Origin of the sequence: Pedobacter sp. HMWF019 (assembly GCF_003061025.1) — a bacterium.
Lineage (GTDB): Bacteria > Bacteroidota > Bacteroidia > Sphingobacteriales > Sphingobacteriaceae > Pedobacter.
The window spans coordinates 1-26,798 of sequence record NZ_QAIL01000132.1; the positions used below are offsets into that span (position 1 = coordinate 1).

18 protein-coding genes are annotated in these 26,798 nt (G+C 41.0%); 14 read left to right on the forward strand and 4 right to left on the reverse strand.

Annotated elements, in window-relative coordinates; all coding sequences use genetic code 11:
* The 7 genes from DBR11_RS08180 to DBR11_RS08210 all read left to right on the forward strand — a co-directional run.
* Positions 1 to 3,308 (forward strand): TonB-dependent receptor (locus DBR11_RS08180; RefSeq protein ID WP_108551446.1); only part of this gene is annotated, 3,308 nt, incomplete at its 5' end.
* 15 nt (positions 3,309 to 3,323) lie between these two features.
* A complete protein-coding gene (locus DBR11_RS08185; RefSeq protein ID WP_108551448.1) occupies positions 3,324 to 4,841 on the forward strand; it encodes a RagB/SusD family nutrient uptake outer membrane protein in 1,518 nt (505 codons plus the stop codon).
* Between the two features lie 72 nt (positions 4,842 to 4,913).
* The gene (locus DBR11_RS08190; RefSeq protein WP_146186491.1) at positions 4,914 to 7,298 is read left to right on the forward strand and encodes a hypothetical protein; all 2,385 of its coding nucleotides are present in this window, start codon (positions 4,914 to 4,916) and stop codon (positions 7,296 to 7,298) included.
* Between the two features lie 40 nt (positions 7,299 to 7,338).
* Positions 7,339 to 9,372: a glycoside hydrolase family 65 protein gene (locus DBR11_RS08195; protein ID WP_108551452.1), complete on the forward strand. Its 2,034-nt coding sequence runs from the start codon at positions 7,339 to 7,341 to the stop codon at positions 9,370 to 9,372.
* Positions 9,373 to 9,526: 154 nt separating this feature from the next.
* Positions 9,527 to 11,875: a GH92 family glycosyl hydrolase gene (locus tag DBR11_RS08200; RefSeq protein ID WP_108551455.1), complete on the forward strand. Its 2,349-nt coding sequence runs from the start codon at positions 9,527 to 9,529 to the stop codon at positions 11,873 to 11,875.
* 118 nt (positions 11,876 to 11,993) lie between these two features.
* Positions 11,994 to 13,409 carry an aldehyde dehydrogenase family protein gene (locus tag DBR11_RS08205; protein WP_108551457.1) on the forward strand — a complete coding sequence of 472 codons (1,416 nt, stop codon included), beginning with the start codon at positions 11,994 to 11,996 and terminating at the stop codon, positions 13,407 to 13,409.
* A gap of 33 nt (positions 13,410 to 13,442) precedes the next feature.
* Positions 13,443 to 14,246 carry an AraC family transcriptional regulator gene (locus DBR11_RS08210; protein ID WP_108551459.1) on the forward strand — a complete coding sequence of 268 codons (804 nt, stop codon included), beginning with the start codon at positions 13,443 to 13,445 and terminating at the stop codon, positions 14,244 to 14,246.
* A 14-nt stretch (positions 14,247 to 14,260) separates the two neighbouring features.
* On the opposite strand, the gene DBR11_RS08215 is transcribed toward DBR11_RS08210, so the two are convergent.
* Positions 14,261 to 15,766: a SulP family inorganic anion transporter gene (locus DBR11_RS08215; RefSeq protein WP_108551461.1), complete on the reverse strand. Its 1,506-nt coding sequence runs from the start codon at positions 15,764 to 15,766 to the stop codon at positions 14,261 to 14,263.
* 371 nt (positions 15,767 to 16,137) lie between these two features.
* Between DBR11_RS08215 and DBR11_RS08220 the strand changes: the two genes are divergently transcribed.
* The 7 genes from DBR11_RS08220 to DBR11_RS08250 all read left to right on the forward strand — a co-directional run bounded on the left by DBR11_RS08220 (position 16,138) and on the right by DBR11_RS08250 (position 23,745).
* Positions 16,138 to 18,924, forward strand: coding sequence for a TonB-dependent receptor (locus tag DBR11_RS08220; protein WP_108551463.1), 2,787 nt, complete (start codon positions 16,138 to 16,140; stop codon positions 18,922 to 18,924).
* On the forward strand, positions 18,915 to 19,739 hold the full coding sequence (locus DBR11_RS08225) for a DUF4249 family protein (protein WP_108551465.1): 825 nt from the start codon (positions 18,915 to 18,917) through the stop codon (positions 19,737 to 19,739). The genes DBR11_RS08220 and DBR11_RS08225 overlap by 10 nt, the downstream gene beginning before the upstream one ends.
* Positions 19,740 to 19,763: 24 nt before the next feature.
* Complete coding sequence (locus tag DBR11_RS08230) at positions 19,764 to 20,867, forward strand: sensor histidine kinase (protein ID WP_158275245.1); 1,104 nt, start codon at positions 19,764 to 19,766, stop codon at positions 20,865 to 20,867.
* Position 20,868: 1 nt separating this feature from the next.
* The gene (locus tag DBR11_RS08235; RefSeq protein WP_108551469.1) at positions 20,869 to 21,576 is read left to right on the forward strand and encodes a LytTR family DNA-binding domain-containing protein; all 708 of its coding nucleotides are present in this window, start codon (positions 20,869 to 20,871) and stop codon (positions 21,574 to 21,576) included.
* Between the two features lie 128 nt (positions 21,577 to 21,704).
* Entirely contained in the window at positions 21,705 to 22,736 is a 1,032-nt protein-coding gene (locus DBR11_RS08240) for a phosphotransferase (RefSeq protein ID WP_108551471.1), read from the forward strand.
* A 79-nt stretch (positions 22,737 to 22,815) separates the two neighbouring features.
* Entirely contained in the window at positions 22,816 to 23,034 is a 219-nt protein-coding gene (locus DBR11_RS08245; protein ID WP_108551473.1) for a hypothetical protein, read from the forward strand.
* Positions 23,035 to 23,055: 21 nt separating this feature from the next.
* On the forward strand, positions 23,056 to 23,745 hold the full coding sequence (locus tag DBR11_RS08250; RefSeq protein ID WP_146186492.1) for a hypothetical protein: 690 nt from the start codon (positions 23,056 to 23,058) through the stop codon (positions 23,743 to 23,745).
* A 4-nt stretch (positions 23,746 to 23,749) separates the two neighbouring features.
* On the opposite strand, the gene DBR11_RS08255 is transcribed toward DBR11_RS08250, so the two are convergent.
* The 3 genes from DBR11_RS08255 to DBR11_RS08265 all read right to left on the reverse strand — a co-directional run bounded on the left by DBR11_RS08255 (position 23,750) and on the right by DBR11_RS08265 (position 26,668).
* The gene (locus tag DBR11_RS08255) at positions 23,750 to 25,027 is read right to left on the reverse strand and encodes an adenylosuccinate synthase (protein ID WP_108551477.1); all 1,278 of its coding nucleotides are present in this window, start codon (positions 25,025 to 25,027) and stop codon (positions 23,750 to 23,752) included.
* Between the two features lie 113 nt (positions 25,028 to 25,140).
* Complete coding sequence (locus DBR11_RS08260) at positions 25,141 to 25,710, reverse strand: Crp/Fnr family transcriptional regulator (protein ID WP_108551480.1); 570 nt, start codon at positions 25,708 to 25,710, stop codon at positions 25,141 to 25,143.
* Between the two features lie 214 nt (positions 25,711 to 25,924).
* Positions 25,925 to 26,668: an NUMOD1 domain-containing DNA-binding protein gene (locus tag DBR11_RS08265; RefSeq protein WP_108551482.1), complete on the reverse strand. Its 744-nt coding sequence runs from the start codon at positions 26,666 to 26,668 to the stop codon at positions 25,925 to 25,927.
* Positions 26,669 to 26,798 lie beyond the last annotated feature (130 nt).

Here is a 26,798-nt window from a genome sequence, read left to right on the forward strand (position 1 = left end):
CTACTATTAATTGGCGTAAAATTATGCGGATTACAGTGACTCAGTTGATGCTGGCAGTGATATTTACATGTGTAATGCATGCAAAAACTGTTACTGCCCAAGCCTTTTTAGAAAAGAGTATCAATCTTAGTTCGAACAATATTGAACTAAGTACGATGCTTAAAAGGATTGAGCGGTTAACGGGAGTGAAATTTGTGTATGTTCACAATACTCTCGAAAACACACGGTTGGTGTCCAGGGATTTTAAGGGTCAAACTTTAAAGAGTATACTGGACCAGGTTTTAAAAGAAAATGGAATTGCTTATGAAGTCATAAGCGGTAAGATTGTACTTAGCAAGGCAGAAGATCTGTCTTTGCCGGATATTGTGATTAAAGGCCGGGTCACAACAGTTAAAGGCGAAACATTGCCCGGGGTAAGTATTAAAGTAAAAGGAACTTCAAAGGGAGCGGTTACGGATACCAATGGAGCTTATAGCTTGTCGGCTCCTGAAGGTGCTGTACTGGTGGTTTCTTATATTGGTTTTACCACACAGGAAGTTCCTGTAAACGGACGAACAACTGTAAATATTCAGCTTGTAGAGGAAGCCATGAATTTGAATGAAATGGTGGTGGTGGGTTATGGTAACCGTAAGGTGAATGATATTACCGGGGCTGTAACCAATATTAAAGCTGAAAATTCTAATATTGGAGGTGCTTCTACTTCTGTAGATCAACTGATTGGTGGCCGTGTTGCAGGGGTTCAGTTTAAACAGAATACGGCGCAGCCAGGTGGTGGTGGACGTACCATTATCCGAGGTAGAAACTCTTTGTTTTTAAATACAGACCCTTTGTATGTTATAGACGGTTTTATTGTCAATAGTCCAGCTTCGCCAAGTGGCGATTCTAATTTTTCTTCGCCAGACAGGAATCCTTTAAATACGATCAATCCAAATGATATTGAGTCAATAGCCATCTTGAAAGATGCTGCAGCTACAGCGATTTATGGGGCAAAAGGTTCAAATGGGGTAATTATTATTACTACAAAACGTGGTGCACAGGGAAAAGCTAAGATCACGTATGATGGGTATGGTGGTATACAGACTATTGCTAAAAAATTAGAGGTTATGGATGCGCAGCAATATATGACCTTTTGGAACGGCCTGGGCAAAACAAATTTCACCGAGAGCCAGATCAGCAATGCCAAAACAACAGATTGGTTTGATGATATTACGCGTACCGGAACACTGCAAAGTCATAATGTTAATATCTCCGGGGCGACAGATAATTTGAACTATTTCTTTTCAACAGGTTATTTTAACCAGGATGGTGTAGTTAAAAATTCTGGCCTGGAACGCCTTAATGGAAGAGGAAATATTCAGTACAATTATAAGAAGTTTAACTTTTCTGCGAATATGTTTGCTACCCGTCTGGTAGATCAAAACCAGCCTACAGAAGGAGGCACAAGGAATTCGATCATTGCTTCCTCTATTGCTTTTGCACCTTATCAGCCGGTAAGGGATGCGAATGGGGTGTATAGCCGAGATCCGTATAATGACTTTATTGCCAACCCAATATCTCTGCTTGACATCAACAATAAACTGTATACCGATAAAATGAACTACAGTGTAAGTACTAAATATGAAGTGCTTCCTGGCTTAAAGCCGGAAATCAGGTTTACCTACGATGTCCAAAATGCCAACCGTGATTTTTATGTACCTTCTACGACGGCTTATAATGGGAATTTTACGCATGGCGGAACAGGGTCCCAAACCAGCCAGAGAAGCTATAGCTATCTTGTAGATGGGTTATTAAACTATGAGAAAAAATTTGCAGAAAAACATGCTTTTACTGCTTTACTTGGCTATGAGTATTTTTATAGAAATACCAATCAATTCCAGGCACAGAATTCTGGTTTTGGTGTAGATGTTACTGGTGCAAATAATTTGGGCAGCGGAAGTGCACCGGTGGTGAGTTCCAATAAATTTGATCATACAGACATCTCTGTATTTGGCCGTGTGGATTACACTTATGATGACAGATATATGGCTACCCTTACCGTGAGAAGGGATGGTTCATCTGTATTTGGTGCCAATAACAAGTTTGGTGTTTTTCCTGGGCTTTCCCTGGGCTGGCGCCTGGATAAGGAAGATTTTCTAAAAGACAGTAAAACAGTTAATCTTTTAAAACTGCGTGCAGGCTATGGCAAGACAGGTAATTCTGGTATCGATCCTTATCAGTCTTTATCTAAATATGATCTGGGTACAAATGGGATTATTGGCCAGGCGCCTGTTGTCGGTGCTACGCTGACCGATTATAAAGCCAACCCGGATTTGAAATGGGAAACCACTTCTCAATTGAATATTGGGCTGGATTATGGCTTATTTGGCCGTGTAACGGGTGCCGTAGATTTCTTTGTTAAGAACACAAAAAATATGCTGATCAGAGTGCAGCAAAACAACCTGAGTGGTTATACTTTGCAATGGCAAAATGCCGCCTCGATGCGTACAAGTGGTATGGAGTTCTCTCTTAACAGCACCAATGTGCAAAACGATAATTTTCAATGGACAACCTCTGCTAATTTCACTTTGCTGAACAATAAAATAACGGATTATAACACGTCTGATCCAACAACGATAGCCGCATTGAACTCCATTGGGGTGATCAAAGGAGAGCGAACCAATTCCTATTATACCTATATTGTGAACGGGGTAGATCCGGCTACAGGTTCTTTTGCCTATAAAGACCTGGATGGCAATGGTGTGATCAACAGTAATGACCGGATGATCTATGGAAATCCGGATCCGAAATTCAACGTTGGTTTGGGTAATACATTCCGTTACAAGAACCTTTCTCTGGATTTTTTCTTTAATGGTAGTTTTGGAAATAAACTGCTCAACCAGACCCGCGCATGGTATACTGTACCTGGGGTAGATGATGTATCTAATTATTTAAGCAGTGCTATGGGGTATTGGAGTCCATCTAATCTAACTTCGTCGATACCAAATAACCGTTCTAATGGAGGGGCAAGCTGGTTGTACAATTCTGCGTGGATTGAACCGGCATGGTTTATCCGGTTACAGAGTGTTAACCTGTCTTATAATTTACCGGTAAAAGAAATGTTCCATCATGCTTTTAGTAATGCGAAGATTTATGTTCAGGCGCAGAACTTGTTTTTAATTACTAAATACAAGGGGATTGATCCTGAAGCAGCCAACAATGCTTATGTGCCGGCCACGGAAAATTTGCCTGCATTGCTGCCTGGCAGTACGGACATTAATGCTTATCCGTCGGCACGTACATTTACCCTGGGAGTTAGTTTATCCTTTTAACATAGCCTATTTAATATGAAAACCAATATAAAATTTATACTATCCGGAATTTTTGCCACCAGTCTTGTCTGCGCTTCATGTTCAAAAGACATGTTGAAGGAGAACTTGTATAGTCAGGTTGGTGCAACCAATGTGAGTGGCCCGCAGGGTGCAGCCCTGTTAACGAACGGAATCTATCCTTACATTCAATTTTTGAGTTACAATGGCGGAAACAATTGGTTGCTGACAACGGAGGCCAATACAGATGAATTTTTCTGTAATTGGGGCGGTACGCCTGAGACAGGTTGGGCCGGGGCTCAGAATTTTTTAAACCTGGACGCCAGTCATTCTATGGTTGGGTTAATCTGGGACAGTTTGTATAAGATTGTTACACAATCTAATGCAGTGGTGACCCAATATGGTTCTTTTACCGACGCGCCGACCATTCAAAACGTAGCTCAGGCTCGTTTCTGGAGAGCGTATGCTTATCAGAAACTGTATTCAGTTTATGGGCCGGTTCCTCTGGTAAAAGGTGGAGAGGACCTCTCAAAGGGGATTGCGAAAGCAACCAAAGCGGATATGGAGACTTTTATTGAAGCTGAGATGAAAGCTATTGAAGCTGTTTTACCAGCAACTTACAGTAGTTCGGATTATGGAAGACCAAGCAAATGGGCCGTTAAAGCTTTTCTTGCCCGTTTTTACCTGAACCAGAAAAACTGGCAAAAAGCTTCTGACTATGCAAAAGATGTGATTACAAATTCTGGTGCAGGGCTTCAGACAGATTATGCGAGTGTGTTTTCAAAAGATGGGAATTCAGAAATTCTTTTAGCTGTTAACGAAATTGCGCAGGCTGGTAAAGGAAATAAATACGTGGCTTTGTCTATGGAATCCAATGTACGTGATGCTCTGGGTATCACAGGTGTTTCTGCCTCCAATGGTTATGGTATGTCTACACCATTCTTCAGAACATTTGCTTCTGGTGATTTGCGTGCTGCTCCTTTTGATGCGGCCACAAAAACAGGAATTATGGTTTCTGGTGTATTGCGTAAAGCAGATGGCAGCCCGGTATTTGGTACGGCTGCAAATCCAGTTACCGTAGAACAGCAGTTGAGCAGGGTACTGTCTTTCAAATTCCCGGTTCAGGCCAATATTCCTAACGGAGAAGATGCGGATGCAGATGTGCCTTTGCTGCGTTTGGGGGAAACCTATCTGAGTTATGCGGAGGCACAGAATGAGTTGGGAAATACACCGGAAGCTTTAAATTATGTGAACCCGCTGAGAAGACGGGCACATGTAGTCGAATTGTCTGGTCTTTCGCAAGCTGCTGCGCGTACTGCAATTTTGAATGAACGCGGATGGGAAACTTATCATGAAGGTTACCGTAGAGAAGATTTGGTTAGAGCAGGCTTATTGTTAAGTAAGGTTGCGGAGAAATATCAGTTTTATATGGGGAAACCAATGTCCTGGGCTAATAATTCTGACCGCCTGTTGTTGCCTATTCCAACAACTGCTTTGCAGCTGAATAGTTTATTAAAACAGAATACGGGCTATTAATTTTTGAAACCGCCGAAGGCAACTTAGGTGCAAAGAAAAACAACAGAGAAACTGATTAAAAATTATATACGGATGAAAACAACAATCTGTTGTTTGATGATCTGTGCAGCTGCGTTTAGCCTGCAGGCTCAAACAACTGGTTTTTCTCTGGATAAGGCAAGTTCAGACTTGCCTTATCTGGATGGAAAACCAATAAATAAGAAGAACCTTTATGTTACTGCTGGCGACAGATTGTACTGTATTGGTGATCAGGAAGGTAATTACCCCGCAACAGGTTTCCATGTAAAAGGAGAAATGGGAGGGATATGGCAACAACCGATAAAATTGATGGATGGTTTTCGTGCAGAGCTGGTTGGTGGTAATGGATACAGAGAAAAATTGCAGTCGGCTGAACGTTTTAAGGCGGGGTCTTTTGTAAATAAGCATATTTACCATGTGCAAAATCAACATATAAAGGTGGTCCGAACCCAATTTGTTCCAGACGGTCTGCCTGTGCTGGTGGTGGAATACGCGATTGAAAACACGGGCAAAATAAGCTGTTCTTATAGCCTTGATTTCCTTGCGGATGTGAATTTAAGACCGGTTTGGCTTGGTGAAGAGAACGGAATGCCAGACTACCCGGACAAATTTTACCGGAAAGATGGTCCGGTCTATAGTTTTAAGGATGGAAATAACGATTGGTTCACTTTACTGAGCTGTACTGCAGATTTAACTTATAAAGGCATTTCTAAAACGCCTTATCAGGGAAAAGGTTTGACCGCGAGGTTTAGTACAAAGGTGGCTATTCCCGGTGGTCAGACAAAAACTGTACGTTTCTATATCTCTGGTTCTGAACAGAACTACAATCTGGCGGTGGCTGATCTGAGCAGGGTTAAGAATGATCTGGCTAAACTTGTTGCGGCAAAAAAAGATCGCTATAGATTGATGGAAAATACCGCCAGTCTTGATGTGCCGGATGCAAAGCTGAAGCAGGCCTGGTTCTGGGGGAAATACAGTACAGATTGGTTAATCAGAGATGTGCCCTCTATGGGGAGGGCTATGAGTGCGGGATTACCGGATTATCCGTGGTTTTTCAGCAATGATCAGGGCTATACCTTTAAAGCACTAACGGGAATGATGAAGCCGGATTTATTCTATTCTTCCTGGGCGATGCTGAAAAAACTATCGATGAAGGCCAATGGGGATATCGGAAGGGTTATTCATGAAGCGTCAGCCAATGGGGTGGTGTACGATAAAGGCAGGATGGAAGAATCACAGGTTCATATTGAAACGGCCTGGTCTGTTTTCAAATGGACAGGAAACCTGGAGTTCTTAAAAGAAAACTATGCTTATGCAAAAAAGAGCCTTAAATGGTTGATGGAACACGATACCAATGGCAACTTGTTTGTTGAAGGTTATGGCGGCGTGGAGATTAAGGGGCTGAATGAGGAGATGCTTGATGTAGCAGTTCATACACAAGGTCTTTTTACCGTAATGTCTCAGATGGCAGCTGTCTTGAAAGATCAGGATGCCATATCAGCGTACCAGACCAAGGCGGATACCTTAAGGGCAAGGATTAACCGGGATTGGTGGATTCCGAAAGAGAACCGTTATGCGGACTTTATTACCAGTAAAGAGAAAGCACTGGATATCATTGATACAGCAATTGCGAAACGTATTCATCCGGGAAGAAATACCTGGGCATTGAAAAAGTTGAATACCTTGAGAAGCCAGATCGTTGCAGGCACATATAAGGATAAGGGTTATTTGGTTTATTATAATACTTCGGGTGTTTTACCTCTTAGGGAGGGAATTGCAGATTCATCAATGGCTAAAAAGATGCTGGCCAATATGGACTGGTTTACCAACCAGTATGGGGCATATATATCGGGTATAGAGAGACCTGATGATATCAGGGCAGATGAAGGATCAGTTTATGCCCGGAATAAAGGGGAATTTAGTTATGACCAGGCCGTAATGCCAGCTGCGACCTCAAGTTTTACGATTGCAGAATGCCGTTATGGCTCTGCGGATAGTGCGATGAATTATATTCATAAAACATTGAATAGTTTCGGTTTTGCTACACCTGGTACCACTTATGAAGTCTCTCCTGATTATGGAATGTTTGTGCAGGCATGGAATATCACAGGTTTGTATATTCCGGTGATACAGTATTTCTTTGGAATTGATCCGCAGGCTTATCTGAAGGAAATTACAATTGCCCCTAAAATGCCTGTAAAATGGCCTTATGCCAGACTGAAAAATCTCTTAATTGGAGGTAATGTACTGTCAGTCGATTATAAAAAGGAGGGACCTGTGGTTACTTATAAGGTGGATTGTACTGAACCTGGATGGAAGATTAATTTCTTACCAGGGAAGGCCAGGGAGGTTTATGTAAACGGAAAAGCGGTGAACATGGACCATGGGAGGGTTATACTGGATCAAAAGAACAACACAATTACTTACAAAGAATATTAACTGATGATGGCTTCATCATCAGTAAACAAACGATAGACTAATGAAGAGATTTTTTTTAATACTTGGGCTCAGCCTCTTTGCATTATTGCTTAAGGCTCAGGACCCATGGATCATAGAGGCCGGCAAAATTGATCCTGCTAATTATTACGGGGTTACCGTTGCCAATGGCATGCTGGGTATCGTTTCTTCTCCGGAACCGTTTAAAGTGAAAAATGTGGTTCTTGCGGGCGCTTACGATACGTATGGCAGGGGCAGGGTAAGCAACTTTTTAAGCAGTTTTAACCTTTTGAATATGTACCTGGAGATAGATGGAAAGCGTCTTGATGCGAACAGCATTCAAAACATGCATCAGGAGCTGGATATGCATTATGGATCCTTTACGACTACTTTCGAGTACGGGGATAAGGCGAGTATAAAATACACCTATTATGCGTTGCGTCATTTGCCTTATACCGTTCTAATGGATGTAAGCATTACGGCGAAGCAGGATCTGAGTTTAACGGCAGCGAGTGTCATGGAAACACCGGATGCATTGAGAGAAGTACAGAATTATTATAACGAGATAGACAGGCCTCATGTAACCCTGAGTTTATTAACCTCAACCGCTAAAAGCCCAACTGGAAAGCTTCAGCTTAGCGCTTCTACTACGTTCTTGTTTAGTGAAGGTCATGGACAAGAGCCAAAGGTTATCCACGAAATGTGGGACAACAATATGCATTTGATGAAATTTGCTAAGAAAATGGTCAAGGGCAGTACCTATTCCTATTCAGTAGCTGGTAGTTCTATTACTTCTGCCCATCATGATGATCCTTTGAATGAAGCAGAACGGATGACAATTTTTGCCAGGCTGGAGGGTAGGGAGCGGTTATTGAAGTTTCATAAACAAGCCTGGGATGATCTGTGGAAGAGTGATATAGAGATTACTGGTGATGCGCAATCTCAGCAGGATGTACACAATATGATTTACCATTTGTATTCCTTTGTACGCAAGGGAACCGGCTATTCCCTTTCTCCGATGGGCTTATCCGGCCTGGGATATAATGGGCATGTGTTCTGGGACGCTGATATTTGGATGTTTCCGGCATTACTGGTCTTGCATCCGGAACTGGCACAATCCATGGTTGATTATCGGTACAACAGGCTTGAGGCCGCAAAAAGAAATGCTTTTTCTCATGGTTATCGTGGAGCGATGTTTCCTTGGGAGAGTGCAGATACAGGGGTAGAGGAAACTCCTGTATGGGCCTTGAGTGGGCCATTTGAACATCATATTTCGGCCTGTGTGGCTTTTGCTGCCTGGAACTATTATTGTGTTACCGGTGATAAGGACTGGCTAAAAGAAAAGGGCTGGCCAATTTTATCGGCTACAGCAGATTTCTGGGCCAGCAGGGTTGAACGAAACGGGCCGGGGCATTATGACATTAATAATGTGGTTGCAGCGGACGAATGGGCGGAAAATGTAGACAATAACGCTTTTACCAATGCTGCGGCTATTGTGAATCTGAAAAATGCGACTGCTGCTGCGGGCATATTGGGTTTGAAGGCGAATGCCGATTGGATGCATGTCGCTTCCAATATTCCGGTGCTCAAAATGAGCGGCGGAGTGACAAGTGAGTATGCGGGATATAAAGGAGAAAATATCAAGCAGGCCGATGTAAACCTGCTGGCGTATCCATTAAAGACAATTACAGATCCCGGTCAGATCAAAAAAGACCTTGCATTTTATGAAACGCGTATTCCAGATGAGGGTACACCTGCAATGACACATGCTGTTTTCTCCTTGCTGTATTCCCGGCTTGGCGATGGTAAAAAAGCTTACGGTTTTTTTAAAGAAGCCTATGAACCCAATTTGAATGCGCCTTTCAGAGTTATTGCTGAAACAAAAAAGGGAACCAATCCTTATTTTGCAACTGGGGCAGGAGGTGTTTTACAGAGCGTTTTGATGGGATTTGGCGGGTTGGATATCACCTCAAATGGAATTATACAAATAAAATCTAAACTCCCTGAGGGCTGGCGTTCATTGAAGATTACCGGAGTGGGACCAGATCGTAAAACCTTTACGGTTAATGCACATTAAAGTACTTGCTATACAATAAAAGAAGAAATGTTGTGGAAGGGAAACATTAAATAAGCTGAAGCAGATATTGATTTCATAAAAAAATAATCATCTTTATCAGAACCAATATAAACTGTCAATTCATCATTAAAATTTAATGTATACTCCTTCCGCAATGTTCAAGCTTGTTACTTATCAGGGAATTAAACTAAATCGATTTTGTCTCCTGTTTTTCGCTTTTCTTTCTGTCAATTCTATCGTGTTTGCCCAGCAGAAAATGCCGGTTGATTATGTAAATCCATTCATTGGTGCAAGTACAAATATGAAATCTGCCGGAAATCCTGCAGGGCTTGGGAAAACTTTTCCAGGTGCAACCACGCCGTTTGGCATGACTCAGGTTAGTCCTAATACCATAACCGGTGGTGATAATGGTTCAGGATATAGTTATGAACACAAAAGTATAGAAGGCTTTGCGCTGACGCAAATGAGTGGAATTGGCTGGTATGGTGATCTGGGTAATTTTTTAGTGATGCCTACGGTAGGTAAGTTAAAAACTGCCGCAGGCAAAGAAGGGGTTCCCGGAGGCTATAGATCTTATTATGATAAGCGTACTGAAAAAGCGACGGCGGGATATTATTCTGTTGTGCTCTCTGACGAAAAGATTACAGCAGAGTTATCGGCGACTCCACATTGTGGGATCATGAGGTTTACTTTTCCGGAAAATAAACAGTCAAGAATTCAGATTGATCTGGCCAGAAGGGTTGGAGGAACGGCTACTAAAGAATATGTACAAGTGGTTGATGATTACACGATACAGGGATGGATAGAATGTACACCAGAAGGTGGGGGATGGGGAAATGGCCAGGGAAAGGTGGGTTATACGCTTTATTTTTATTCGAAATTCAGTAAACCCTTGAAAAAATATGGAATATGGAGTGCCGATATTCCTGATTCCTGGGTCAGAAAGGGGGAAGAAGTCCAAAGTGAGGCCTACCAGCAGGCGGTAGCGAGGGCTAATGTTACGGAAGGCTTAAAAGAAAAGGAAGGAAAACATATTGGTTTCTATACAGAGTTCCCATCGCTGAAAGATGAGCGGGTGATTGTTAAAACAGGAATTTCCTATGTAAGCTTAAAGGGTGCACAACTTAATTTACAAAGGGAGATCAAGGATCTGGATTTCGATCTTGTGCACAAGAAAGCACGAATACTTTGGAATAAGGAATTGTCAAAGATGACTGTAAAAGGAGGTTCCGAAGAATCCAAATATTCCTTTTATACAGCTTTATACCATACCTTAATAGATCCCCGTACGTTCCAGGATGTAGATGGAAAATATCCAGGTGGAGATGGGAAGATTCATGTTGGAGAAAAATTTACCAAGAGAACGATTTTTAGTGGATGGGACGTGTTTCGGAGTCAGATGCCTTTACAAACGCTGATCAATCCTGATGTTATCAGTGATTTGATTAATTCTCAGGTTAGTCTTGCAACCGAAAACAAAAGTGGTTATTATGACCGCTGGGAGATATTGAATGCCTATAGTGGGTGTATGGTTGGAAACCCGACATTGCCTGTTATCGCAGATGCTGTTCATAAGGGAATCCAGAATTTCGATATGGACAAGGCCTATCAGTATGCTTTAAATACTTCGGCAAAATTTGGAAATGGAGACAAGGGATTCAGTGGTCCGCCATATGGTATTTCTAATACCCTTGAATATGCTTATGATGATTGGTGCATTGCCCAAATGGCCAGGTCTATAAGGAGGAAGGCGGACGAAGTTCTGTTCTTAAAAAAGGCTCAGGCTTACCGCAATATTTTTGATGCAGATAAGGGATGGTTCCGGCCAAGGAAGGAAAATGGCGATTGGGAATTATGGCCAGAGAAAGGCCGGCTGCAGGATGATTATGGAACTGCAGAAAGTAATCCATATCAGCAAGGTTGGTTTGTGCCTCATGATATTCCTGGTTTGGCAGATTTGCTTGGAGGAAAGACGAAGGCCGTTGAAGATCTTACCGCTTTTTTTGAGCATACACCGGAAAATTTACTTTGGAATGATTACTATAATCATGCGAATGAACCTGTACATCATGTAGCCTATATGTTTAACCGTCTTGGAGCGCCTTGGTTAACTCAACGATGGGTACACAGCATTGCAAAGAATGCTTATCATAACGCGGTAGAAGGCCTGGTTGGGAATGATGATGTTGGCCAGATGTCGGCCTGGTACGTCCTTGCAGCCACTGGAATCGCTCAGATTTGTCCAGGAGACAACCGTTATGAAATCAGCAGTCCGGTATTTGATCAGGTTCAGATTAAACTGAGCGCGGGATCCGGACCGGCTAAGTTTTTTACAATTTCGGCCTTAAAAAACAGCCCTGAGCATGTCTATATCCAGTCTGCGAAATTGAATGGAAAACCTTACAATAAATCTTACCTTAATTATGCCGATATCAATTCAGGGGCTGTATTGGAACTGGTAATGGGCAATACACCAAACAAAACCTGGGGAATAGAGGAGTAAATTATAACTGCAGTTTATTTTATTTACTGACCGTTTTAGCAAAGTAACTTTGACCGTTTTAACAAAACGATAGTCTGAATAATCAACTGATCTTTGTATATATCAAAATGATTAGAAGATGAAACATATTAATCAGATTTACATCAACGGTGCATTTGTTACACCCCATGGAACAGAGGTTTTTGATCTTATTAACCCTAGTGACAATCAGAAAATTGGAACGGTAACGCTAGGGGATGAGGAGGATACGCGCCTTGCGGTTGCTGCCGCCAAGGAAGCATTTAAGAGTTTTGCTAAAACAACCAAGGAAGAACGTATAAACTACCTGCAGAAGTTACATGCTGCGGTGAGCAAAAGACAAGCGGAATTGATAGACGTTATGGTACTGGAGTACGGCGGTACTTTTCAGTTTTGCAAGGCCAGCACACAGCATTCCATAAACGCTTTTTCTTCCATGATTGAAACCTTGCAGGCGTTTGACTTTGAAAAAAGGGTTGGCAATTCAAAGGTGCGTTTAGAATCTTTGGGTGTCGCAGGTATCATCACACCGTGGAATGCCAGTAACAGCTTTATTTGCAATAAACTAGCTACTGCAATAGCGGCCGGCTGTACTGTTGTGATCAAGCCGAGTGAAATGAGTGCACTGCAAACACAACTTATTGCGGAATGTTTTCATGAAGCTGGTTTGCCTGAGGGCGTCTACAATATTGTAAATGGTCTGGGAAGTGTTGTGGGCGCTGAAATCACCAGTCATCCTGATGTTGCCAAAATTTCCTTCACAGGCTCTACAGCAGTGGGTAAAACCATTGCCAAAGGTGCTGTTGATACCATGAAACGTGTTACACTGGAACTTGGTGGTAAGTCACCAAACGTAATTCTGGATGATGCAGATTTAAATACAGTAATTCCTATGGCTGTTTTAGGTGCCTATATGAACAGTGGACAGGCTTGTATTGCACCAACCCGTTTATTGGTTCCGGAAAATAAACTGGAAGAAGTAAATGCAATAGCGAAGGCTACTGCCAAAAGTGTGAAGGTAGGAAATCCTCAGGATGAAGATACCCACGTAGGGCCTTTGGTTAGTAAAAAACAATATGAGCGTGTGCAAAGCTACATCAGGCTTGGGCAAGAGGAAGGGGCTACGCTTTTGATTGGTGGTGAGGGGCAACCGGCTGGTTTGGAAACGGGTAATTTTGTTAAAGCGACCATCTTCACAAATGTCAATAACAAAATGCGCATTGCTCGCGAAGAAATTTTTGGTCCGGTATTGTCTATTATACCTTATAAATCTGAAGAGGAGGCGATTGCTATAGCCAACGATACGACTTATGGTCTGGCAGCTTATATCAGTTCTTCCGATACGGCACGTGCAAATCGTGTAGCGGCGCAGATTTCAGCAGGAAGGATTAATATTAATGGTTTTTCTCACGATCCTCAAACGCCCTTTGGTGGTTTTAAACAATCAGGTATCGGCAGAGAATTTGGAGTATATGGCTTAGAAGCCTATCTTGAGCCTAAAGCAATCCTGGAATAATTATTAAATTTAGACGTTTTATTGCTAGAAAAAATGATAGAAAGAGATCTTTTTCCCATTAATTATTCCTGCCATTTCTCTGAGTTTAGAGAGGGGGAGCAGTTTGTGCATGGGCATGGTTTTGGAATGGTTATATCAGGAGTCATGGAATTGAATGATGGGCAAAAGAAAGTTCAGTTTAAAAAAGGTGAATTGTATTCGGCAAGGAAAAACCATTTGCTGAAGTTCGTTAAATATCCACCAGAACATGGGGAATTCAAATCTCTTTCTATTCATTTTGATGATAAAATGTTGCGCGATTTTAGTCTGGAGTATGGTTATAAGGCAGAAGAGAAAACCGATACAGCTGCATTTATCCGCTTGCCGAAAGAAGCATCCATCATGGGATTTATGAATTCGCTGTTGGCATATGAAACTTTACTGAATGATACTCATGCTATTGAACTTTTAAAACTTAAGCAAAAGGAAGCATTGCTGGTTTTAATAAGATATGATCCTTCTTTGAAAAATGTCTTATTTGATTTTTCGGAGCCTTATAAAATAGATTTGGAGGCTTTTATGGAAAAGAATTTTCATTTTAATGTGAGCCTTGAAAGATTTTCCTATTTAACAGGCAGAAGTCTTTCTACATTTAAACGCGATTTTGAAAAGATATTTAGTTTAACACCGAGCCGCTGGTTGTTACAGCGCCGGTTGCAGGAAGCTTATTATCTGATTAAAGAAAAGAAGCGAATGCCCTCTGATGTGTACCTGGAACTGGGCTTTGAAGACCTTTCTCATTTTTCTTTTACGTTTAAAAAGCAGTTTGGAAAGGCACCCAGTGCATTTCTTGTCTAGTTATTTGGTGATCCTTAATCCAGAATATTGACGGCTATGAGTGGCTCAGCATTTTTTAATAATATTTTACAATCGTCGCTCAGATGGCGTAACTTCAATGTCTTTCCAGCTTTTGCATAACGGTCAGTCAGCTTATTCAAGGCTTCAATTCCACTCATATCTGCAACCCTGCTGTCTTTAAAATCAATGATGACCTGATCTGGGTCACCGGCAATATCAAATTTTTCATTGAAAGCGGTTACGGAGGCAAAAAATAATGGTCCGTAAAGCTCATAATGTTTGGTGCCATGCGTATCTGTATATTTTCTGGCACGAATTCTTTTTGCACTTTCCCAGGCAAAAACCAATGCAGAAATGATGACTCCAATTAATACCGCTAAGGCCAGATTGTGCAGACATATGGTAATTATTGCCACCAAAATTCCTACAAAAATATCTTGTTTGGGCATTTTATTAATGATGCGAAAGCTGATCCATTCAAAGGTGCCGATAGCCACCATGATCATTACCCCGGTTAAGGCTGCCATTGGAACGCGTTCAATGATTGGGGCACCAAATAGAATGATTGACAGGATGGTAACAGATGCAATGATACCAGATAACCTGGCTCTTGCCCCCGCATTGAGATTAACCAGCGTTTGGGCAATCATTGGACAACCTCCCATTCCAAAGAAGAAACCATTGGTGATGTTGGCGGCGCCCTGTGCTATACACTCTCTGTTCCTGTTTCCTGGTGTACCTGTAATTTCATCAACCAGGTTGAGTGTAAGCAGGCCCTCTGTTAAACCAACTCCTGCCATAATTAAGGCATAGGGGAAAATAATCTTTAAAGTTTCCAGCTCTAAAGGAATGGCAGGGATATGAAAAGGTGGAAATCCTCCGCTTACAGAAGCAATATCTTTAACTGTTTTCGTATCAATGTTTAGGCCTAGAACCAGGAGAAATACTACAATTATGGCCACTAATGATGGTGGAACAGCTTTGGTGAGACGTGGAAATAAAGCAACTATGGCTATAGTGAGCGTAACCAAAGCACCCATAATCAGTAGTGGCTCACCGCTAAGCCAGCTGGTCTGTCCATTAACTACGGTTTTGAATTGCTCTAGCTGGGCCATGAAAATGATCACCGCCAGGCCATTTACAAAGCCATACATAACGGGCTGAGGAACAAGTCTGATGAATTTTCCAAGTTTGAACAGGCCAACCAGTATTTGAATGATACCAGCAAGTGCGACCGCTGCAAATACGTATTCAATACCATTTGATTTCATTAGAGCGACAAGTACGATGACCGTGGCACCAGCGCCACCGGAGATCAGTCCTGGACGACCGCCAAAAACTGAAGTGATGAGCCCCATAATAAAAGCTGCATATAGGCCAACTAATGGTGGAAAGCCAGCCAGAATAGCAAAAGAAAGTGATTCTGGAATCATTGTCATGGCTACGGTAAGGCCCGCCAGGACTTCGTTTTTGTAGTTTACTTTTTGTTTAAAGTTGAATAAGTTAAGGTAGGCCTTCATGTATCGGGGAGGGTGTAGGAAATCGTAAAATTACGTGTTTGAACGCAAAAATCAGCTGGTTCGTCTCAATTAACAATTGTTAACAGTTGTTTTTTTAAGATTCGCTTCATAACAGATAAACAACAAACCCTATATGAAAAATGAAATTGTGAGATCGGATAAAATTATTGTGTACAGCTTATTCTTAATTGTTGTCTTTAGACTTGTTACGTTGTTCTTTGAGATCATTGTATAAAGTGTTTTTGGTTAAGTTGTAAATTAATACAGCATTCAGCGCAGAAAATGCGGGTTTTAACTCAGAATTTAACCTGTTGATCTCAATTAACATTTGTTAACATCTGCTTTTTTAAAATTCGCTTCATAATTAAAATATGAAACGAACTATACTACTGCTAATTTTAACAAATCTTTTGAGTTTTTCTGTGATAGCGCAGCAAAAGCTAAAAACTACGGCTGTTATTGATGGGTTTTATACCACATCTGTAGATAAGATGCTGGACACAATTGCCGTACAGTGTAAATTGAGAATTATTTACGATCCGGATATGGTGCGGCAGTACAGTGTAACCAATCATTTTTTTAATGAAAAGGTAAAAGATGTATTGGCCGATATTTGTAAATCTAATGGTTTGCGCTATTGGGTAGAACCAGATCAAAGTATTTACATTATCAGATGGCCGGAGGATGTTAACCGGTTGAAGCGGCTGGCAAGCTCCAGACAGGAGGAGGTCCGGATCGTCGCAAATCCGGTACCTGCGAATATTGAACAGTCTTCTGCTACAAAAAAACAAATACCATTTGCCGTAAGTGGCCGTGTAATTGATCATGCTACAGGAGAATCTCTTCCGTCGGCCATTGTAAAAGTAAGACATTCCAGCATGAGCACCTCTACTAATGCGGATGGTTATTTTACTCTGCTAAATGTACCTTCCGATACTTGTGTTTTGGATGTGAACTATATAGGTTATCAACCTGATGTTTATGCCTTAAGCCAAAGTAAGAACAGGCAAGATATTGTTATAGGCTTGTTTACAGCAGTAAAATCATTGAATGAGATAGAAATTAAGGATAAAAGAAGTGAAAATGTAATGAGTACGGATAAACGCAGGGTAAGTGTACTGCAGATTTCTCCATCCAAGTTAGAAGAGTTGCCCAATATAGGAGAGAAGGATATCCTAAGGTCTTTCCAGTTGATGCCAGGCATTAGTGCCAGTAATGAGTCTTCTTCTGGTGCTTATGTAAGAGGAGGAACTCCAGATCAGAATCTGGTGTTGTTTGATGGCTTTACGGTGTATCAGGTAGATCACTTGTACGGGTTCTTTAGTGCGTTTAACAGCAATGCAGTTAAAGATGTGACCCTATATAAGGGCGGTTTTTCAGCTAAGTATGGTGGCAGGTTGTCATCTGTTACTGATATTGTAGGAAAAGAGGGAAACAGCAAAGAGACCACCCTGGCTGGAGATTTGAGTTTGCTGAGTGCTAACATTTTCCTGGAAAAGCCCTTAAATGATAAATCTACTTTATTACTGGCTTACAGACATTCTTATCAGGGGCCATTATATAACAAGATTTTTAACAAATTTAACAGCAGCACGACTGTTGCTTCCGGGCCCGGAGGAAATAGAACGGGAGGTCCTCCGGGCATGGGAGGGGGTTTCGGAAGAGGAGGAGCGGCTTCAGTAACCGTTCCCTCTTCTTCTTTTTATGACCTCAATGCGAAGTATACTTATGCTCCGGATGATAAAAACAGGTTTTCCTGGAGTATTTATCAGGGAAACGATAACCTGGACAATAGCAGGAACATTACCCTGCCTTCTTTTATCAGCAGCTCGGGAGGAAGCATCAGTAATACAGATAAAACCACTTATGGCAACCTTGGTTCAAGCCTGAAATGGTCCCGCCGCTGGAATACAAAGTTGTATTCCAATACACTGTTGAGTTATTCTACTTATCACAGTGACCGGGACAACAGCAATACCATAACGATAAAAGATAGTAATGGTGATGATCAGAATGTATCTAATGGGACGTTTGAGAAAAATAACTTAAAGGACTTCAGTTTAAAGTCCGACTGGGAGTTGCAGCTGAGCGGTAAGTCTAAATTTTTATTTGGTGCTTTTGCTTCCAGGCAAAATGTGTCTTATGAGAATAGTCAGAATGACACCAGTACGTTGATTAATCAGCATGCAAAAGCTTTAACTGAGGGAGCATATGCGGAACTGGAACTAAATCCCACAGAACGTCTGCAAATTAAGCCGGGTTTAAGGGAGACTTATTATGATCAGACCGGGAAATTGTATACTGAACCGCGTCTTTCAGCAACCTATACGCTAACAGACCGTTTAACGTTTAAAGCAAGTACCGGTAAGTTCTATCAGTTTACCAACCGGGTGATTAAAGAAGATATTCTTGCAGGAAGCCGTGATTTCTGGGTGCTTTCTAACAGAACTACTATTCCGGTAAGCTCTGCTAACCATTATATTGCCGGTTTCAGTTATGAAACAGACAGGTTTCTGATTGATGTTGAGGGCTATTATAAGAAACTGGATAATCTCTCTGAATACTCGCAACGGCAAACAGGCAGGCGGATGGATGTTACCTCACTGGAAGAGCATTTTTATAACGGCAGTGGTTACACCAGAGGTGTAGAGTTCTTGTTGCAAAAAACCCAGGGTAAATATACTGGCTGGGTGAGTTATACGCTTTCGAAAGCCGTTAATAACTTTGAAGTATACGGAGGGGATTTTCCTGCAAGTCAGGATACCCGGCATGAGTTTAAACTCGTTAACCTGTACCGGTATGGAAACTGGACCTTTTCGGCTACTTGGATCTTTGCTACTGGAAAGCCCTATACAGCACCGTTAACCAGTTATACCATCAATGATTATGCAGGTAATAGCCATACATTTTTGACTATAAGTGCCAAAAATGGGGAACGCATGCCGGCTTATCATCGCCTGGATGCTGCCGCAACCTATGATTTGATTAAGATTGACAGCAGAAAGACAGGCAGCATCGGTTTTTCCCTGTTTAATATATACAACAGGTCTAATGTCTGGTATAAACAATACTCGGTGGTCAATAACCAGGTGATCACCTCTAATGTCAATTATCTTGGCTTTACCCCAAATATAACACTTAGCTTAAAATGGAAATAAACAGTACAAAAAAATTGCGGTTTGCATTAATAATTGGTTTGGCATGGATGAGTTGTTGCCTGGTTGCCTGTAAAAAGAACAATAATTCTGATGCAGATTATGCCCGTCCGGTTGTGGAGGCTTATTTGGTTCCGGGAACCGCAGTACAGGTTAAAGTTTATTATCAGAAGTATCTGGAGGATACGATATCCTATGGCTTTCCAATAACAGGATTAAAGCTGAAAATCTCGGATGGTTCTTCTACAGTTCAGCTTACAGAAAGCAAGGAAGGTACTTATGTTTACACCGATACTACATTTATTAGGGCGAAAAATACCTATACGCTTAATTTTGACTACACGGATAAAGTAATTAGTGCACAAACTACTGTTCCAGATAAACCAACCGGTTTTAGGGCATCGGCTACAGAGCAGTATGTGCCCCCATTTAGCATGGGCGGGACGCAGGAGAGCTTTAAGCCGGTTACTTTTAGCTGGAACAATACCGCATCTTCCTATTATAGGATGGTTTTGAAGAATGTGGAGGCAAGTCCAACCAAGATCAGTTCGAGGGCTGGAAACAGCAATCTAAATTCGGAGGTGAGCCTTGGCCAAACCTCAAGCTGGGAAACGCAGCAAATGACTTTTAATTATTTGGGTAATTACAAGATCTTACTGGTACATATCAATAAAGAATACAGTGACGCCCTTAACAATAATGGTGGATCTTCACTTAATTTAACAAATCCATCGACAAATATCACTAATGGTTTGGGTATTTTTACGGCCATGCAGGCAGATACCTTAAACCTGAAAATTTACACCTCGACAAATTAAATGAGTTCGAAAAGCTTAATGAGCATGTTAAAAATAGAGAGATCTAAAAATTGGTATTGGTTAAATGTCCTCTTCCCGTTGGGGATCTGGTCGCTGGTACTTATACTGCCATTTACGTTTAGAATTGGAAATTTTCCGCCTGAGGTACGAAGTTCAATGTACAAGACTGTCGTTTTGTCGAATGTACTGTTGATTGTTATCTTTTATGTGCACCATTTTTTGATCTATCCGGTTAAAGAAAAGAGGTATGGTCTTTATCTGTATGTTCTTTTGCTGGCGGTTATATTCATCGCTTTTTTACTGATCAATCACTCTTTTTATACGGATTTATCCAGATTTCCAAGACCCGAATTCCCAAAGCCGGGGTTTCATAAACCCGGTTTTCCCGGGCAGGGTTTTGGCGGGCGTGGAGGAGACAGACCTCCTAATGTATTGATGAGTTTGCTGCCTTTTACTTTTGTGATTGTGATGAGTTTCTGCTTCCGCCTGTACAGTGACAAAGTGATCCGTGATAAACAAATTGAAGAACTGGAAAACCTGCACTTAAAAACAGAGCTTGAGTTTCTGTCTTCTCAGATCAGCCCGCATTTCATGTTTAATGTGTTAAATACATTAGTTTATATGTCCAGGAAGAAACCGGAGCTGGTCGAACCTTCTCTGATTAGTCTTTCGCAGATGATGCGGTATATGATCTATGATAGTGACGAAGGACAGATTACGCTTGCTGATGAAATTCAGTACCTTAAAAATTATACCAATTTGCAATTGCTTCGTTTTGGTGATAGTGTTAGGTTTAATTTATACCTGTCTGGCGCTTTTGAGCAATATTCAATAGCACCGATGTTGCTCATTCCTTTTGTAGAAAATGCTTTTAAACATGGTACAGGGACATTGGAGGAACCAATTATAGATATTTCTATTATTGTAAACCAGAATCAATTGCTTTTACTGGTAGAAAACGAGATTGCCGCTGTAAACCAGTCCGTACCGGCACCGGCAAGAAAAGATTCTGGTATCGGTTTGTCTAACGTTCGCCGCAGACTGGAACTTCTTTACCCCGGAAGACATTTTTTAGAGACCAGGAAAGAGGATCAACTGTTTAACGTTAAGCTTTTAATTAATTTCTAAGATGAACTGTATCCTGATAGATGATGAAACTCCTGCATTGAAATTGCTGGAAGATAACGTGAAACAGATTCCGTTCCTAAATATTGTAGCCTGTTGCAAGAATCCTGTACAATTGCTGGATTTGCTCCGGGTGCATCAGGTTGACTTGATTTTTCTGGATATACAAATGCCGGGAATCAATGGATTGGAACTTTTAGCTTCTATCAAGCATCCGCCAATGGTGATTATGGTTACAGCCTATCCGGAGTATGCGCTGGATGGTTTTAATCTGGATGTTGTGGATTACCTGGTTAAGCCTGTGCCTTTTTCCCGGTTTTTAAAGGCTGTTCAGAAAGCCAATGCACTGTATGAAATCAGGCAACCTAAAGCAAGATATATTCAGCCTGAAAATGATGATATTTTTGTGAATGCAAACTATTCGCTTGTTAAAGTGAGAATGCAGGACATTACCTATATAGAAGGTCTAAAGGACTATGTGCGTATTAATCTGGCGGAGGGGAATCCGGTGATTACCCGGATGAGTTTAAAAACGCTCGAGGAGCGCCTCAATACAACGAAATATATGCGGGTACATAAGTCTTTTATGATTGCTTTGGATAAGATTGAATCCATACAGAAAACACATCTAATGGTGGCCGGGGTAGAAATACCGATTAGTGATGCTTACAGACAGGCCTTGCAGGCTTATGTTCAGGAAAAAAACTTTTAATCCTCAATATGCTTTAGTTTTTGAACAGGCGAAAAAATAGGTCATCCGTTTTTTAACCTCAATAGTATTAATGATTTATTATAATTTTGTGTTATGGAGCTAAAAGCCTCCATTTAAAATTGATATAGATGTTGAATACGCTCATACCTGCTGAAAGAATAAGGGCAGTTGAAATTGCATTGTTAAAAGCTTTTAATACGACAGAAGTAACAGAGGTCATTTTATTGAATGGCGGACTTTCCTCAGCTGCTGTATATAAAATTGTTGTGGCTGAACAGGCCTGTGTTTTGAAGCTGGATAGTCCATCAGTTCATGAAAATATAATCAGCAGCATGGAAATTGCTGCGAATGCAGATCTTGCTCCGGCGGTTTACTACCTGAATAAAACAGACGGAATTACGATTACCCGTTTTATCACGGGCATGCCTATGCAGTCTGTTTTTAAATCGCATAACGTGTTGTTGTCTAAACTGGCAAAGACAATTAAGTCTATACATGAGTTGCCGCTTTTTTCTAAGGAGAACAGTTTACTGCATACAGTTGATGGGCTTATTGCTGCTTTTAAAGCAGCAGGGACATGGTCAGGTCTAGTCTTTGAGGAATGCTTTGCGCATTACGATCTGATCAGGAATCATTATCCCTGGGAAGATACAGATAAGGTTTCAAGTCATAATGATCTGAATCCAAATAATATGGTTTTTGATGGAGAGAAAATCTGGGTTATTGACTGGGATGCAGCTTTTCTAAATGACAGGTATGTAGATCTGGCCATTATGGCAAACTTTTATGTGACAACGGATGAACAGGAAAATATCTTTCTTGAGAGCTATTTCGACAGAAATTCAAGTGATTATAACAAAGCGCGTTTTTTTGTAATGCGTCAGGTTTGCCGCTTGGTTTATGCTATACTGATGTTTAAACTGGCTGATACAACTAAGCCTAGTGATAAAGAACATGATCTGGCTATGGAAGGTGTATCTTTGAAAGCTGTAAAAGATCAGCTGGGCAGTGGGAAAATAAATCTTGGAATTTATCAGGGGCAATTGCTGTTTGGCAAGGCATTATGGAATGAGACACTGAATAGTATGCGTTCCGAAAGGTTTAATTTATCAATTGAGCGGCTTGCTGAGGTTCATGGACTAGGCTTGAGTAGTAAGTAGTTTAAGAAAATTAAATTTCCGGTATATATATTGGTAATTTTACTTGGTTTAAAAGCGTTAATATTTGAAAATATTGTCTATGGATTTAAGTGTAGTGGAGGAATTTAAGCAGATCTTCAGATCAGAAACGGGTTTGGATGCAGAAGAAAATTCAGCAGATTTCGCGGGCTGGTTGTTTATTCAACGCCAAAAAGCAATCACTGAAATTATTCAGGACCTCAATGACCGCAATCAAAATCAACCGGTAACGGTGAAGTTATTGAAAAGCGTTATGAATAAACTTTTACTGATCGGTTAGCGAATTTCAATCTAAAAAGTAATGATGATAAAAGACCTATTGTCTGAAATTGGAATGTGCAGAAGAAAAGTTTTTATAGCGGTTTTGAGTTTTATCTGTGCGGTTCTATTGTATTCCTGCAATGGTGGGCAGGGGAAGAAATCTGAAGTACACAATAAGACAAGCCAGATCTCTTCGGCAGATGAACATTCAGATCTGGAGCGTTTTGACGTGGAGAAATTCAGCAAAGATTTGGTGGATAACGAAAGAAACCTTATTGATAATAACGGAAATATTTTACACCAGTACAAAACGAAAGATGGCTTTCACGAAGATCTGACCAGACCAAAGAGTTATTTTTTTCTTTCACGCTCCTTTTACAAGGATGGGCGTTTGCAAGAAAAGGGCGAGCGGTTTCATGGTGACGGATTTCTTAAGGGGATTTGGACAAACTACGATGAAAAGGGGCATGTGATCAAGCAGGTAGATTATGATGCGCCTTTTAAGTTTAACTGGGAGAATATACTGGTTCTGATGAAAGATAAAGGTATTGATCCAGCAGATAATTTTACCTATGTAAACCGGGAAGTAAATGCTTCGGGTCCAGTCTGGATTATCAGCTGGGACACAAAAGCAGTTACTTCCGATGGAAAAAAGATATTGAAAGGCATCTTCGTTAATGGAGAAACCGGAGATACTTCAAAAGAAGAAGTAGAAAATTTTGAGGACTGATTTTCTATTTTAATACCAGAGTTTGCAGCCGGTCTGGTCCAACGGATAAGTATTTGACCGGTACCTCTAACTGTTCTTCTAAAAACCGGATATAGTCTTGTAACTGAGCTGGAATTTGCACAGCATTTTTAATTTGACTAATGTCCTGTTGCCAGCCCGGCATCTCTTTTAAAATAGGGATAGGGGCAGTGGTACTGATGTCGTAAGGCATATGGTTAATGATTTCACCATTGTAGTTATAGTGGGTGCATATCTGTATGGTTTCAAAATGGCTTAAAACGTCGGCTTTGGTTAAAACCAATTGGGTTACGCCATTAATCATGATGGCATACCTGAGTGCGGGCAGATCAATCCAGCCCGTGCGGCGTGGCCTTCCGGTATTGGCCCCGTATTCACGACCCTGATTTCGCAATTCGTCTCCATTCTCGTCTTGTAATTCTGTAGGGAACGGTCCATTCCCAACGCGGGTACTGTAGGCTTTAAAAATGCCGATGACTTCACCTATTTGTTTTGGGTTAATTCCTAAGCCGGTACAGGCCCCGGCAGTTATCGTACTGGAGGAAGTAACGAAGGGGTAGGACCCAAAATCTATGTCCAGTAAAGTGCCTTGTGCGCCTTCTGCCAAAACTTTTTTGCCCTGTTTAAGGTAATTATTAATCAGGTGCTCCGAATCTACAAGTGGAAATTGTTTAAGGAGTTCAATGCCTTCAAAAAAAGCTTGTTCAAGTTCACTGAAATCAATGATGGTTGCATAAAACACCTGCAATATGGATGCATGTTTATGAACAAGATTTTGATAACGTTCTCTAAAGTCGGGTAAGGTAATGTCGCCGATGCGCAAACCGTTACGACCCGTTTTGTCCATATAACATGGACCGATGCCCTTAAGGGTTGATCCAATTTTACTAACGCCCATTTTTCCTTCTGAAGCGGTGTCCAGTACGGTATGGGTAGGTAAAAGAAGATGTGCTTTTTTACTGATCAGCAGATTCTTCTTGGCCAGCAGATCATGACCTGCTTTTTTTAGTTGGTCCAGTTCCTTCTTTAGTGCTATAGGATCAATGACCACACCATTGCCAATAAGATTCATGGTGTTTTCCAGAAAGATACCCGAAGGGATGGTATTGAGTACAAATTTTTTGTTGTCAAATTCTAAGGTATGCCCTGCATTGGGACCACCTTGAAAACGTGCAATTAAATCAAATTCAGGACTTAGAACGTCAACAATTTTTCCTTTGCCTTCGTCGCCCCATTGTAAGCCTAATAAAACATCAACAGCCATGCTTGTTATTTTTAGTTTTTAAAATTCAGCCTGTCTTTGGACCGGCTGGTTTGTATGACTGCAAAGTTGAGTAATAGCCTGCGGTTGACAATTGCCAAATGGCAAGAACGTATTTAAGTGATGTTTTTTCTGATGCGGCTTAAGGAGGAGGGTGTAATTCCCAGGTAGGAGGCGAGCATAGAAAGGGGGACGCGGTTGGCTAAACCAGGGTAATGTTCAAGGAAATGAATATAACGGGTCTGTGCATCCTGAACCAGCATATTACTGCTGGCTTTCATCTTATTCTCCAATACATTAGAGGTGATTTTTGCAAAAATGCTGTTCCAGCCAGGGATTATATTTGAAAGTTCTGTAAATCCTTCCTTTGAAAATATCATAAGGGTACAATCCGTAACAGCTTCAATGTATTCGGAAGAAGGAAGCTGATCTCTAAAACTATTGATATCGGCTACAAAGCGATTTTCATATACGAAATAACGGGTAAAGCCCTCTCCAATATTGTTGTAATAACAGACCCTCAGAATACCCTCTGTTACATAGCCTATTTGTCCTGCAATCTTTCCGGCCTCAGAAAAATAGGTTCCTTTTTCGATTGTTTTAGGCTCAGCTTTGGATTGAATTAATGCAATTTGCTCTGGATTAAGGTTACCATATTGAAGTAAGTAACGAATAAGTGCTTCCATATTCAAAATTAATATAAAAGGGCTGAAAGGAAATTGCCATTTGACAAAAAGTAGATGATATAGTTGTGATGAAGATCTACGGGTTCAGAAACCAGATAAGGTGTTCCGCAGAGGTGCAATCAATAGTTCTTTGATTTTAATCTAATGAGGGTTTCCGGTACCCGGATTTTTACTGATGGTGAGGAGTGGATACCCTCCAAAATATAACACAACTTTATTTAAGTTCTTTTTGTGATAAGGTAGTAGCGTTTAACTGCTTCTTTTTCCTTATATGTTTATCCAGTTTAGAGCCGGGGTAGCGGGGATGCTTGCGAAGTTCACTGGTGTTGATTCTTAACTTTTCGCCCTTACGCCATAAATAGCCACCCGCAGTTAGTAAATGGCCGTTAAGGCAGTGATGGATCTGGCCATTGTCAATTTTTGTCTTTTGGGCAGCTGCGAGGCAACTGTCATAAGATTTAACCCACCTGCCATCTAAATCGTACTGAGAAACTTTTTCAATTTTGGAAGTTATCTTAGAATCGACACGGATCTTCTTCTTTAGCGTTTTATTCCAGATAAAGCCACCATAAGTTAGGCCACGGCCCTTAATTACATCGCGAATACCTTTGTGGTGTATACCTACAGCCTTTCCTGCCTCTACAGTATTTGTATAGGTATTGATCAGGTTTCCCTGCAGGTCATACTGACCGATTGTCTTTTGATTCTTACTTACAGGAGAAGCGCCATACCATCTTTCTTTAAGCATGGGGGCCAGGTCCAGAAAGGGTTCATTTCCACGTCTCCATAAATATTTACGTGCTGTCCATACTTTATTATTGGTTCTGGCTGCTTTTGAAATGTAGGTTTGTGATGTGCCTAATGCTTGTGCAGCTACTTTTGCATTTGGATAAGTTTCAAGTAATTGACCGGTTAAAGAATAACGGCTAATCATGTAGGTACTTTTTTCTTTCTGCATATTTATCACAAATATATCTCATATTTTAGAATGACACGATAGGCATGTCAGGAAATGAGTTTGAAATAACAATGAATAGTCTTTTTTACTTTCTCCTTTTTTCTAATTTCTAATATAAGCAATCTTAAAT

What these genes read in the sequence shown, in the direction of transcription:
- DBR11_RS08255 (WP_108551477.1), bottom strand. Translation starts at nt 25,027, where the DNA reads ATGGCTGTTGATGTTTTATTAGGCTTACAATGGGGCGACGAAGGCAAA.
- DBR11_RS08210 (WP_108551459.1), top strand. Translation starts at nt 13,443, where the DNA reads ATGATAGAAAGAGATCTTTTTCCCATTAATTATTCCTGCCATTTCTCT.
- DBR11_RS08240 (WP_108551471.1), top strand. Translation starts at nt 21,705, where the DNA reads ATGTTGAATACGCTCATACCTGCTGAAAGAATAAGGGCAGTTGAAATT.
- DBR11_RS08260 (WP_108551480.1), bottom strand. Translation starts at nt 25,710, where the DNA reads ATGGAAGCACTTATTCGTTACTTACTTCAATATGGTAACCTTAATCCA.
- DBR11_RS08215 (WP_108551461.1), bottom strand. Translation starts at nt 15,766, where the DNA reads ATGAAGGCCTACCTTAACTTATTCAACTTTAAACAAAAAGTAAACTAC.
- DBR11_RS08250 (WP_146186492.1), top strand. Translation starts at nt 23,056, where the DNA reads ATGATGATAAAAGACCTATTGTCTGAAATTGGAATGTGCAGAAGAAAA.
- DBR11_RS08200 (WP_108551455.1), top strand. Translation starts at nt 9,527, where the DNA reads ATGTTCAAGCTTGTTACTTATCAGGGAATTAAACTAAATCGATTTTGT.
- DBR11_RS08185 (WP_108551448.1), top strand. Translation starts at nt 3,324, where the DNA reads ATGAAAACCAATATAAAATTTATACTATCCGGAATTTTTGCCACCAGT.
- DBR11_RS08205 (WP_108551457.1), top strand. Translation starts at nt 11,994, where the DNA reads ATGAAACATATTAATCAGATTTACATCAACGGTGCATTTGTTACACCC.
- DBR11_RS08230 (WP_158275245.1), top strand. Translation starts at nt 19,764, where the DNA reads ATGTTAAAAATAGAGAGATCTAAAAATTGGTATTGGTTAAATGTCCTC.
- DBR11_RS08225 (WP_108551465.1), top strand. Translation starts at nt 18,915, where the DNA reads ATGGAAATAAACAGTACAAAAAAATTGCGGTTTGCATTAATAATTGGT.
- DBR11_RS08190 (WP_146186491.1), top strand. Translation starts at nt 4,914, where the DNA reads ATGAAAACAACAATCTGTTGTTTGATGATCTGTGCAGCTGCGTTTAGC.
- DBR11_RS08245 (WP_108551473.1), top strand. Translation starts at nt 22,816, where the DNA reads ATGGATTTAAGTGTAGTGGAGGAATTTAAGCAGATCTTCAGATCAGAA.
- DBR11_RS08220 (WP_108551463.1), top strand. Translation starts at nt 16,138, where the DNA reads ATGAAACGAACTATACTACTGCTAATTTTAACAAATCTTTTGAGTTTT.
- DBR11_RS08235 (WP_108551469.1), top strand. Translation starts at nt 20,869, where the DNA reads ATGAACTGTATCCTGATAGATGATGAAACTCCTGCATTGAAATTGCTG.
- DBR11_RS08195 (WP_108551452.1), top strand. Translation starts at nt 7,339, where the DNA reads ATGAAGAGATTTTTTTTAATACTTGGGCTCAGCCTCTTTGCATTATTG.
- DBR11_RS08265 (WP_108551482.1), bottom strand. Translation starts at nt 26,668, where the DNA reads ATGCAGAAAGAAAAAAGTACCTACATGATTAGCCGTTATTCTTTAACC.